Below are 12032 nucleotides of genomic sequence, written 5' to 3'. Positions count from 1 at the left end.
GGCGGCGCTGGCCGTGGTGTCGTCTGTAAAAATTTGAATATTTTATAAAAAATCATGTCTGTGAATGATGTGGCGACCCTTTCGAATTTATTTTTGTATATTAAGTCATTGATATATATAGGTTTTGTGTTTTTTTCAATTTTTTGTGTGACGTTGAAGTTGATTAAATTTATTTCATTTTATAAAGTTTTTCCGTCGGGACTAATAAGGATGTAGCTATGGCTGACCAGAAATATGATGCGCATCGCGAGACGGTTGCAGGGCGTGCTGATGTGGAGGACACCCCTGAGTTAGTGGCGTATTACAGTGAGTTGGAGCGACTCAAGGCGGGGGCGCTTTGGACGATAGCTAACAAGATAGAGCCGTGGGAGCCCAAGTCTGTTTCGGTTCCGGTTTTATGGCGCTATAGCGATCTCAAGTCTCATGTGCTGCGTTCAGTCGAGCTTGTAACGCCTGAGAAGGCAGGCCGCCGGGTGGTCTTTCTCAATAACCCCGGCAGGCAGGATGTATCGGCGGCCGTAGGGATGTTGTACTCCGGGTTGCAGGTCATGCGTCCTGGGGAGGCGGCCTCGGCTCATGCACACTCCGCGTCCGCACTGCGCTTTATCATGGAAGGAGAAGGGGCCTACACCATTGTTGACGGTCACAAGATGACACTCGGTACCAATGACGTCGTGCTCACTCCAAATGGCTCCTGGCATGAACATGGTGTTGAGGCCACCGGGACTACGTGCATTTGGCAAGATGGTCTGGATATTCCATTGACCAACGCACTGGAGGCCGGTTTTTACAAGGTGCACCCGGATTTGGCACAAGCGGTTACCGCGCCTGTGGATGACTCCATTGGTCTATGGGGTGGGGCTGGCTTGCGCCCGCAAAACGTAATGTGGGACAAACCGTATTCACCATTGTTTAAATACAGTTGGGCAGATACCTACAACTCGCTTTTGCGTTACGCGAAAGCGGCGCCGGCCAATGCCTTCGATGGCCATCTCATGCATTACACAAACCCGGTTACCGGGGGGCATGTGATGTCGACCATAGGTGCGAGTATGCAGCGCCTCGCACCGGGCTTTCGAGGCAAGGCACACAGGCATACAGGCAGCTTTATCTATCAAGTTGCCAAGGGGCATGGCTACTCCATCATTAATGGAGAGCGTTTCGACTGGAAAGAGCGAGATATATTTTGCGTGCCTTCCTGGGCGTTTCATGAACACAGCAATAGTTCAAACGACGAAGATGCCTGCCTATTTTGTTTCAATGACCTTCCCGTTATGGAGTCGTTCGACTTTTACCGAGAACAGGCATTTATGGATAACGACGGCTATCAGCGCTGAGTCTTCCGGGGGCGCACCTATCATTTAAATTCAAGGGGTTTTGTATGCGTTTAGTCACGTTTCGTCCAACTGTTAATGCTGCGTCCCGCTTAGGGGCATTGGTGGGTAGCAACGTTGTAGATCTGTGTAAGTTAGGAAACATCCACGGCCACCCTATCCCGGATAATATGCTCGATTTTATTGAGATGGGGCCTTCTGCAATAAAAACTACTACGGCTTTGTTAAGCGTTTTCGAAGGAAACTTTCCAATGGGCGTTTCGATACCACTCGAAAACGTAAAGTTACTGGCCCCAATTCCCAGACCCAAGAAGAATATTTTTGGTATCGGCCTCAACTATGTCGAGCATGTCGCCGAGTCCAGCAAGGCATTGGATACATCGCGGGAGCTGCCCACGGAGCCGGTGATTTTTTCAAAACCCCCGACCGCCGTCATTGGTCCGGGTGATGCCGTTGAACACAACAAGGCGATCACGCAGCAGCTTGATTGGGAGGTGGAACTTGCAGTCATCATCGGGAGTACGGCAAAAAAAATCACCCATGATCAAGCGCTGACCTATGTGTTCGGTTATAGCCTGATGATCGACATGAGTGCCCGTGATTGCCGGCGGGCAGGGCAATGGATCTACTCCAAAGGGCAGGATACCTATGCTCCTTTCGGGCCGTGCATCGTCACGGCTGATGAAATCCCTGACCCCCACACACTCGATCTCAGTCTGCGGGTCAACGGCGTAGTCAAGCAGCGTTCGAATACCCGCCACATGCTGTTCAAAATCCCACAGTTGATCACCGATATCAGCGCTGCAATCACCCTGGAGCCTGGCGACATCATTGCCACGGGGACACCAGAAGGCGTTGGGGCGGGCAGGACGCCGCAAGAGTGGGTATGGCCCGGAGATACCATCGAGGCTGAAATCGAAAAAATTGGATATCTGCGCAATCCCGTGGTCGCCGTATAAAACAAGTCGAGGTGCATGATGCTCAAATTAAATGCTTTTAAAGCAGCAGCGGTTCAAGCATCTCCGGTGTTCCTGGACACTCTCGCCACGGTAGAGAAAGCATGTGACTTAATCGCCGAAGCCGCTCGCGAAGAGGCAAAATTAGTAGCGTTTCCCGAGGTGTTCATTCCCGGCTATCCCTACTGGAATTGGTTGATGAATCCAGTGGAAGGAAGTCCTTGGTTTGAAAAACTTTGCAAATCAGCTATTGAAATCCCTGGACCGGAAATTCAACGAATCCAACGTGCCGCGCGCGCGAACTCCATAAATGTTGTCATCGGTTTGAACGAGCGTAGTCCAGTTGGAATTGGCACTCTATACAACACGGTCGTCACGATCTCTGACGAAGGGGAGATTCTGGGGCGGCATCGGAAACTGGTTCCAACGTGGGCGGAGAAACTCACGTGGTCAAATGGTGATGCTTCGTCTCTTAAGGTCCACCAAACGAGTATCGGGCCACTGGGGGCGCTGGCGTGTGGTGAGAACACCAATACGTTGGCGAGGTTCAGTCTCCTTGCTCAAGGCGAGCTAGTGCATGTAGCAAGCTATATCGCCCTGCCTGTAGCCCCCTCGGATTACGATATGGCCGAAGCTATCAAGTTGCGCGCAGCTGCTCACTCCTTTGAAGGCAAGGTATTCACCATCGTTTCGTGCTCTACGGTGTCGGAAGAAATAATCGAAGCGATGGCCGAGACGCACCCGCAAGCGCGTCAATTACTCGCCCGGAAAAATAGTGCTTTTAGCGGCATTCTAGGTCCGGACGGCCGAGTCATCGGCGACCCGCTTATCGACAAGGAGGGTATTGTGTATGCCGATATTGATTTGTCACGCTGCATTCAGCCTCGGCAAATGCATGATATTACCGGGCACTATAATCGCTTCGATATCTTTGACCTGAAAGTGAATCGCCGCGCATTGAATGCCGCTACGTTTTTCGACAATTTGACAGCGCATGCAGTCAAGCGCGAAGAAGATGTTCTACCTGACAATCGTAAAGAGGGGACAGAGTAATGGACAAACGTATCTACCGTATTGGTCAAATAGTCCCCTCCTCGAATACCACTATGGAGACTGAAATCCCTGCGATTCTCCAGGCTCGTGAGCGAGTGGAGTTAGAGCGATTTACCTTTCACTCCAGCCGCATGCGGATGATGCGTGTCACTAAAGAAGAACTGGCGGCGATGGACTCGGACAGCGAAAGATGTGCGTTGGAGTTGTCCGACGCGCGCGTGGATGTGCTGGGATATGCTTGCCTGGTTGCAATCATGAGTATGGGGGTTGGTTACCACCGTGTTTCCGAGGCGCGTCTTCATCAACGAACTGTTGAAAATGGTGGCCCGGCCCCCGTCGTCACAAGTGCAGGCGCATTGGTGCAAGGGCTAAAAGCGTTGAACGCTAAAAAAGTGTCCATTCTGACACCCTATATGAAGCCGCTGACTAGCTTGGTGATCGACTATCTTGAACATGAAGGGATTGAGGTTGTCGACAGTATTTCCCTGGAGATCTCCGATAACCTTGAAGTAGGCCTGCTAAATCCCTATGCGCCGGCTGAAATCACCAAAAAACTTAAAGTCGATGGCGTCGATGCCATCGTCGGCTCTGCTTGCGTGCAAATGCCGTCACTCCCTTCCATCCAGTTGATTGAGGACCGTACAGGGTTACCTGTCATTTCCTCCTCGATTGCAACGACCTACATGATATTGAAACAGCTCGGCCTAAAAACATCTGCGCCTGGCTGTGGCTCTCTTTTATCTGGCAGATACTGATAACGTGATGGGCCGATGGATGTGAACACGGCACCGTTCAGTATGAGCGGAGCCGGTAACCGAATGGAACTAGCATGAACTCATTAGATGAAGAACCTCAGCTGTCTCTCGTCCCGGAAGGTAAAAGCGCTGGCGTCAATGAGGGGACGCTGGGGGAGCAGGCCTACAACAGACTGAGAAAAGACATTATCTGCGGAGTGTTCGAGCCGGGTCAGGCTCTGAGGCTGGAAGCTTTAAGAGAACGATACGGCATAAGTTTTTCGCCTATCCGAGAAGCACTCACTAGGTTACAAGCCGAAAAATTAGTGTTCCTGGCGCCCTCGAAGGGATTCAGGGTGCTCGCGATTTCTATCCCCGAGATGTGGGATGCAATCAATACCCGAATCCTCATTGACTGTGAGGCGTTACGTAAATCGATTGAGCGTAAAGATGCAGCGTGGGAGGGGCGCTTGACTCAGGCATACGCTGCGCTGTGCCTGGCACGGCAGAGGCCGAGTCCTGATGAACTGGACATGGTTCAGCATGCTGAACTTCTTGAGCAGCGACACAAGGATTTTCACTACAGCATGATCTCCTCGTGTGGTTCTGACTGGCTGCTCACATACTCCACGCAGCTATATGCTCAAACTGAGCGGTATAGAAGGCCCAGTTTAGCCTCTATGAAAGATGAACATGTCAGGGGGGTAGACAAAGAGCATTTGGCTTTGCTCGAGGCATCCCTGGCGAGAGAAACAGACCTTGCCTGCGCACTCTTGGCCAAACACTACAGGGATACCGGTTTTGCCATTCAGCGTGTGCTTGAGCGAAAACAGCAGGGACTCGCCTGACCTGATCAACGTATTCAAATTGCAAACGAACGTCTACCCGAAAGCAGCGCAACTCAGAGCGCTGTGCATATAAAAACTATCATTGCATGCTTGTATGAGGACTTTGTTGATGGGGCACTATATTAATATTCAGGCTCGTCATGGCGAAGGGGCTTTCAAGGCGTATTTGTCCGTGCCGGCCTGCGGTAACGGCCCTGGCCTCGTGTTGGGGCAGGAAATATTTGGTGTTAACGCCAACATGCGTGAGACCGCGGATATGTACGCCGAAGAGGGGTATGTGGTGCTCGTCCCGGATTTGTTCTGGCGCTTGGAGCCTGGCGTAGAACTGGGCTATACCCCTAAAGACTTCGATAAGGCGTTGGGGCTGAATGGTTCGTTGGATCTGGACAAGGCTGTAGATGACATTGCAGCTTCAATCGACGCCCTTCGTGAACTCAACGAAGTCGACCAGCCAAGTATTGGCTACGTGGGGTATTGCCTGGGAGGGAAGCTGGCTTTTCTGGCAGCAACCCGTACCGATCTTGCGGTATCGATCGGTTATTACGGTATGGGCATCGAAGGTTTTCTTGACGAAGCGGACGCCTTGCAGGGAGGGTTGGTACTCCACCACGCAGAGCTGGACAGTTATTGTGACGTCGAGGCCAGAACCCGAATTGCTGCAGGTTTGGCTGGACGCAAAGGGGTGGAGCTTTATACATACCCAGAGGCTGACCATGCCTTCGCGCGTTTGGGCAGCGAGCACTATCACAAATCGTCTGCCCATATGGCTCACGGGCGGACAATTGGAGCGTTGAAAAAATACATCGGCCCTGAATACAACCTTTCGCATCTTTGGGATCAGCACGTTCATCACGAGTTCGTCACGCGTGACGTACCGGCGACCATGGCCACCATGGTAAAGGAGCCCTACGTCAATCACATCCCGACTCTGACAGGTGGGGTTGGCAGTAAACAGCTCTCACGTTTCTATGAGCATCATTTTGTTCACGCAAATCCACCGGACATTCGTTCGATCCCTATCTCACGCACCGTCGGTGCGTTTCAGGTCGTCGATGAGTTCATCATGTGCTTTACCCACACCACCGAGATCGACTGGATGCTGCCAGGGGTAGCCCCTACTGGAAAGTATGTGGAAATCCCCATGCTTGGGGTCATCAATTTCAGAGGCGACAAGCTCTGCCACGAACACCTTTACTGGGATCAAGCGTCGGTGCTGGTGCAAATCGGCTTGCTGGATCCGGTTGGCCTGCCCGTCGCAGGTATCGAGACAGCCAAGAAGCTGATCGATGAATCGCTGCCATCGAACACGCTGATGCGGCGCTGGGCCTCGAGTGAAAACCTTTGATGATGCGCGCGGTGCTTGAGCGCGCAAGTTAAACCTTCTCTTGCTGCCGTGAGAGCCATGATGAACGCATTTTTTCAAACACTCGACTTGTCACGGATATACAAAAATCTTGTCTTTCAGTCCCACTGTGCGGTGGAGTTTCAAAAGCATCTTAGCTTTGCACTCAATGACCATATGATGAGCTGGAGCGCAGGTGAGGTGGACTCGGCCCTGTACAGCGTCGATACCCGGCACCTCAGGCTGATGATTCTGCGCTACGGGCCTGCAGTTGAAGTCCGGCCTGAAGTGTTTGATGGGTTCATCTTGGTGCAGGTACCTCTGCGAGGGCGCTCGGTCATCAAAAGTGATGGCCAGACCTCGTCCATCGGTCCCGGCCAGGTTGCGGTTCTCGCTCCACGACGCGAGATCTGCTTTCGCTGGAGCGAGCATTGCGAGCAGCTCATTCTTCGGGTGCCCAACGCCTTTGCCAAGGATGCGGCGGCGCGCCTTGGTACCCCGCTCAGCAGCGTGAATGAATGGGAGGGTTTCGCCCCTATTTCTGTGCTTGACAGCGATGTGGCGGCGCAGTGGTGCAATCTCCTTCAATCGCTGATCAATCAGATAGGGCCGGGGCAGGGCGATGGCTTCGGTCACTGTCATCCCGCCTGGTTGGAGTATTTGGAGATCGGCCTCGCGTTGCTGCTTCTGACCCAGGCGCGAAGGCAACCCGATAGCGTAGTCTGCAATACGGCGCTCGCCCAGGCCCACACGCTTTCGCCACTCGAGGCGGCTCGGCAGTACAGCCTGTCTCATCTATGGGCGCCGATATCGCTGGAGGATCTGGCTCGGGCGGCAGGAATCAGCTCGCGGTCACTGCATACCTACTGCAAGAAAGCGTTTGGGGTAGGCCCAATGACGTGGTTGCGCGATATCCGTTTGGACGAGGCCCGCCGGAAAATCCAGGCCCGGTCACAGTACAGCATTACGGACATCGCACTGGCGGTCGGCTTCGGCCATCTGGGCCGGTTTTCCGCGTACTACAAGGATCGGTTTGGTGAGCTTCCAAGCGACACGGTGATATTGCACAAGAGTCCCATGCCGTCGTGATTTGGCTGCACCTGGCCGATGGGATAAACCCGTTGGTGAGGGGGCTTGCTATCAGTGCGCGAAAATTCTCGCGTGTGGCAAGTGCCTCTGGTCTGGTTCCAGGCAACCGAAACCATCATCAACAGCTAGATCCACTCCAGTAGTCCAGGACGCGGCTTTGGAGCATACGACGGCGAACGCAACGCCCTGTTGTCTCCAATGCTGATCAATGAGCCAGAAAACGTGAGGTACAGTTCGAATTACGTTCAGCGGCAATAAAGAAATTCAACGTCACGCTCGACAGCTTTCTGCCAGTGCCAGAAACGGATAATTTCGCAATGCACGATTGCGATTTCCGGCTATCCGTCCTGTTTGCCGCTACCTAGACTCTGACCAATCTTGCCCTCCGTACTTGAAAGTACGGTTATGTATTGCTCTTTAGCCATAACAATGGTTTGGAACGAAAGTCTTAAAAACAGGGGGCCGATAATCGGTAATTCAGATGTGCAGCGACCTACAACCGTGCAAAGCGAGGAAATTATATGAGGCCTACAAAAAAAGTTCTAAATGGTCACGCTGAAGTAAAAGTCGCTATCGTGCAGACGGCTCCGGTCTTCCTCGATCGTGACCGCACCATCGAAAAAGCCTGTCTGAAAATCGCTGAGGCGGCCGCTCAAGGCGCTCAGATCGTTGTGTTCAGCGAGGCTTGGATTGCCGGATATCCTTATTGGGGGGAAGGCTGGGAGTCACGCATTGGTGATTGGGTAGATGTACGCGGCAAGTTTTTCGACAATGCTTTGGTCATCAGCCAGGAAGAGTGCGCCCAGCTATGTGCTGCTGCTGCGCGAGCGAATGCGGTAGTCGTGATCGGTTGTAACGAAATGGACCCCCATCCAGCGATCCACACCATTTACAACACCCTGCTGTACATTGATAACCACGGTCGGATTCTTGGGCGGCACCGCAAGATCATGCCGACCTTCGCAGAACGCACCGTCTGGGGTCGTGGCGATGGAAGCGATCTGCAAAGCTTTGAGACGGACTACGGTCGTATCAGTGGTCTGATCTGTGGAGAAAACCTGATAACACTGGCCCGTGCCCACCTGATTTCACAAGGCGAAGATTTTCATGTGTCGGTATTTCCGGGGGCGTTTACGTTGCACACAGGGCCAAGACTCGAAGAGTTGGATGCCGATGGGCAAAGTTTCTGGGGCTACTCCAGTTGTCGCAACCATGCTTCTGAATCTGGCGCTTTTGTATTGGGTTCCTGCGGTTACATCACGCAAAGCGATTTCCCCGAGGACTTCGCGCTGCGTGACACCTTGAATATCGACTATGCGCAAGGCGGTAGCGCGATCTATTCACCGATTGGGGTTCCGATTACCCCGCCGACCTATGGCGACACCATTGTCTATGCCACCTGTGAGGCGCACAACATCAAGGTCGCCAAGGCGATCATCGATACTGTCGGACATTATTCCCGATCAGATATCTTCACCTTGAACGTGCACCCTCGCGTGAGTTGCGGTGCAAAAATTGTGTCGAAGCAAGCTGTCGAGTCCATTTCTCAAGATGGGTTGAACCGCATTGCCGATCGGCATGAGGTGACTGTCGCGGCTATCGAAGAGGCTGTCCTGGCAGCTTCTTGATCTCTGCATCGCTGTCGTTTTGACTGCATGAGGGGCTGTTGCCGTTGGGTGGCGGCCCCTTTCGCATAACCTGTGTGAGGGTTACTTGCGGTGATTGATCCCGGGACTGGTGCTGGCTCAGGCCGACGAAAAACTTAACCTTATGTCTGGAGGAAGTTGGCCATTACCTCTCTCGTCGAGCGAAATACGGATAGTGCCTTGCGATTCTCGGCTATTTGATCGTTAGAGGAGGCGGCAAAATCGTAGCCCGCAGTGTGCTTTAAGCGGCCTTTCGATCAGCCAGTCACAAGAGGTTCCCTCCATGATCAGCACGGATGAATTGAGGCAGCTTGTACGTCCAGATGGCGTTCACAAGCGTGTCTATACCGACCCCGAGATCTTTTCCCTGGAAATGCAGAGAGTCTACGGACAGGCCTGGATTTATGTGGGTCATGAAAGCCAGGTGCCGAAGACTGGTGACTATCACACCACCCAGCTTGGCGATCAGAAAGTCATCATGGTGCGGGTCAATGACCAGAAGATCAGCGTGCTTTATAACCGCTGCCCACATCGCGGGGCCAACCTGGTGGCCGATGGTGAGGGTTGCGTCGGTAAGTTCTTCCGTTGTTCCTATCATGCCTGGACTTTCAAGCTGGATGGCTCATTGCTGAGCACTCCCATGCGTGCAGGCTTCGAGGGCACGACCTTCGACCCGACCAGCCCCGAGGTTTCCATGGTGCCGGTGGCTCAGGTCGATAGCTACCGAGGGTTTGTCTTTGCCAAACAGAGCCTGGGCGGCCCAGGCTTGGTTGAGTTTCTGGGAGGCGCGGCGAGTTCGATCGACAACCTTTGCGACCGTTCGCCTATTGGCAAGGTCGAGGTGGCAGGCGGCGTATTCCGGGTAATGCAGCTGTCGAACTGGAAGATGTTCTACGAAAACCTGCATGACACGATGCATGGGCCGGTTACCCATGAGTCCTCGGTGATCGCCGCGCGCGAGCAGGCCGAGGAAATCGGCGAGATGCCATTCGAGTTGTTGATTCAGGATGGTAACGGCGAGCCGTACAGCTTTTGGGAAAAACTGGAGCTGCGTGCCTATCACTATGGCCATGGCTACATGGAAGGTATTTTCGATCCCGCCGCAGCTACGCGCGATGACGTTTCACGTCGGCATTTCGCGTGCTTGAGCGAGGCCTATGGTGAAGAACGGGCGCATGAAATCCTCGGAATGAGCCGGCATAACACGATCATTTACGGGAGTGGCTCTCCTCACAATGTGTTCCAGCAGTTTCGCGTCATTCGCCCGGTATCGGTGGACAGGACTTTGGTCGAGATCCAGGTTTTCCGCTGTGTGGGCGCACCGCCGGAAGTGTTCGACCGGGCACTCACGTACGCCAACGTGGTGAACTCGCCGTCTTCGAACGTCATGCCGGACGATGTCGAGGTGTATCGCCGCTGCCAGGTCGGTAATACGACGGCAGGTGGCGATTGGATCAGCCAGCACCGTTATGCGGGTACGGATGTGGTCTTGCCCGATGGCGCCGTCTCGATCAATGGCACCAGCGAGCTGCCGATGCGCAATCAGTTCGCTGCCTGGCTGCAGTACATGGAAAGTGAGCTGTTGACACCACATAAAGAACAACAGCAGCTGGAGGTGCATTGTGTTGAATGATGGCTTTCTCGATATCTCGATCGAACCCATACAACCGATGTTGCCGGACGCACAACTGACCTTCCAGGTGGAGCAATTTCTGTTTCGCGAAGCGTCGTTGCTTGATGAACGAGCGTTCGATGGCTGGCTGGCGCTCTGGGTCGAAAACGGTCGCTACTGGGTGCCGCGAGCCCCCGACCAGGCGAGTCCTCACGAGCACATTTCAATTTTTTGGGAAAACGCCATGCTGCGTGAGACGCGCGTGCGGCGTCTGCTCAACGAGCGCAACTGGTCACAACAGCCGCCGACAAGAACCAGTCGCGTGGTGAGCAATGTCTGCGTGCTGGGACGTGATGTTGAAGGGCGGCTGATCGTGAGTTCCCGGCTGCATGTCAGCGAATACCGGCTCGACCTGAGGTATCTATCCGGTCGTGTGGTGCACAAGCTGGTTGAGTCGCCCGAAGGTTTCAAGATCGCACTCAAACGGGTTGACCTGGTCAATTGCGACAGTGTCTTCACCAACATCGAGGTGTTCCCTTGAGCGTTGGTGGCGCCAGCGCAAAAGGTCCTCTGGCGGGCAAGGTGGCGATTGTCACCGGCGCTGCGCAGGGGGTGGGACTGGATATCTCCAGAGTGCTGCTTGGTCAGGGCGCGAAGGTCGTGTTGGCCGACATTCGCCTGAGCGACGACGTGCTTAGGCTGCTGGGTAAAACCTGCCTGTTCGTTGCGACCGACGTGCAGAGTGATGAGCAGATCGATACCTGTATCGCACGCACACTTGAGCGTTTTGGTGCGGTGGATGTACTGGTTAACTGTGCAGGTATCTATCTCGATCAGGGGCTTGATTCATCGAGGCAGGACTGGCACCGCACCTTAGGGGTGAACCTGGTTTCCGCCGCGATTTTTGCCCAGCGGGCAGCTGTCGTCATGGGACCGGGCTCCGTCATTGTCAATCTGGGCAGTACCGGGGGGAAGTTCGGTGCTTCGGGCCGGGCGGTATATCCAGCCTCCAAGGCGGGCTTATTGCAGATTACGAAGAACATCGCCGTCACACTTGCCCCACGGGGCATACGTTGTCTCAGTGTTTCCCCGGCCTGGACATGGTCGCCGACGCTGGCCGAACACAGCGCGGGATCGATTGATCGGGCCGATGAGGTTGGTGCCGCGCTTCACCCGCTCGGCCGGGTCGGCAGGGGAGAGGAAGTTGGCGCGGTGGTCGCATTTGCCTGTTCTGACACGGCTTCCTGGGTTACCGGAGCGGACATACCCGTCGATGGTGGCTTCAGTTGTCTGGGGCCCGACCAGGGGCGCTCGCCACGCGCCTGGTTTGCCACGTCTCGCCAGGAGTAGTTCTGAAAGGCCGGAACCTCTCGACTGAGGCAGGGCCCGCCTCGCCTGATCACGCCTGGTGAGTCCAG

General features: G+C 54.2%; 11 protein-coding genes. All 11 read left to right on the top strand.

From position 1 onward, the window contains the following. Positions 1-218: 218 nt before the first annotated feature. Complete coding sequence (locus tag E4P00_RS20505; RefSeq protein ID WP_078820940.1) at positions 219-1337, top strand: cupin domain-containing protein; 1119 nt, start codon at positions 219-221, stop codon at positions 1335-1337. Positions 1338-1381: 44 nt separating this feature from the next. Continuing rightward, a complete protein-coding gene (locus E4P00_RS20500) occupies positions 1382-2293 on the top strand; it encodes a fumarylacetoacetate hydrolase family protein (protein ID WP_216091118.1) in 912 nt (303 codons plus the stop codon). 15 nt (positions 2294-2308) lie between these two features. Next, complete coding sequence (locus E4P00_RS20495; protein ID WP_248132755.1) at positions 2309-3343, top strand: carbon-nitrogen hydrolase family protein; 1035 nt, start codon at positions 2309-2311, stop codon at positions 3341-3343. After that, positions 3343-4098 carry an Asp/Glu racemase gene (locus tag E4P00_RS20490; RefSeq protein ID WP_078820938.1) on the top strand — a complete coding sequence of 252 codons (756 nt, stop codon included), beginning with the start codon at positions 3343-3345 and terminating at the stop codon, positions 4096-4098. The genes E4P00_RS20495 and E4P00_RS20490 overlap by 1 nt, the downstream gene beginning before the upstream one ends. Positions 4099-4172: 74 nt before the next feature. Then, positions 4173-4925 carry a GntR family transcriptional regulator gene (locus E4P00_RS20485; protein ID WP_078820937.1) on the top strand — a complete coding sequence of 251 codons (753 nt, stop codon included), beginning with the start codon at positions 4173-4175 and terminating at the stop codon, positions 4923-4925. 109 nt (positions 4926-5034) lie between these two features. Then, complete coding sequence (locus tag E4P00_RS20480; RefSeq protein WP_078820936.1) at positions 5035-6270, top strand: dienelactone hydrolase family protein; 1236 nt, start codon at positions 5035-5037, stop codon at positions 6268-6270. 57 nt (positions 6271-6327) lie between these two features. Then, entirely contained in the window at positions 6328-7356 is a 1029-nt protein-coding gene (locus E4P00_RS20475; RefSeq protein WP_078820935.1) for an AraC family transcriptional regulator, read from the top strand. Positions 7357-7877: 521 nt separating this feature from the next. Continuing rightward, the gene (locus tag E4P00_RS20470) at positions 7878-8984 is read left to right on the top strand and encodes a carbon-nitrogen hydrolase family protein (protein ID WP_216091119.1); all 1107 of its coding nucleotides are present in this window, start codon (positions 7878-7880) and stop codon (positions 8982-8984) included. Between the two features lie 301 nt (positions 8985-9285). After that, the gene (locus tag E4P00_RS20465) at positions 9286-10635 is read left to right on the top strand and encodes an aromatic ring-hydroxylating dioxygenase subunit alpha (RefSeq protein WP_216091120.1); all 1350 of its coding nucleotides are present in this window, start codon (positions 9286-9288) and stop codon (positions 10633-10635) included. Beyond that, complete coding sequence (locus E4P00_RS20460) at positions 10625-11155, top strand: aromatic-ring-hydroxylating dioxygenase subunit beta (RefSeq protein WP_078820932.1); 531 nt, start codon at positions 10625-10627, stop codon at positions 11153-11155. Before E4P00_RS20465 ends, E4P00_RS20460 begins: the two co-directional genes overlap by 11 nt. Beyond that, positions 11152-11964 (top strand): SDR family oxidoreductase, encoded by an 813-nt coding sequence (locus tag E4P00_RS20455; protein ID WP_078820931.1) that lies wholly within the window; start codon positions 11152-11154, stop codon positions 11962-11964. Before E4P00_RS20460 ends, E4P00_RS20455 begins: the two co-directional genes overlap by 4 nt. Positions 11965-12032: the final 68 nt, after the last annotated feature.

Source organism: Pseudomonas sp. B329 (assembly GCF_023127835.1).
GTDB classification, from domain to species: Bacteria; Pseudomonadota; Gammaproteobacteria; order Pseudomonadales; family Pseudomonadaceae; genus Aquipseudomonas; species Aquipseudomonas synxantha_A.
The sequence above is the reverse complement of the archived record's forward strand: the minus strand, read 5'-3'. Positions and strand labels throughout refer to the sequence as shown.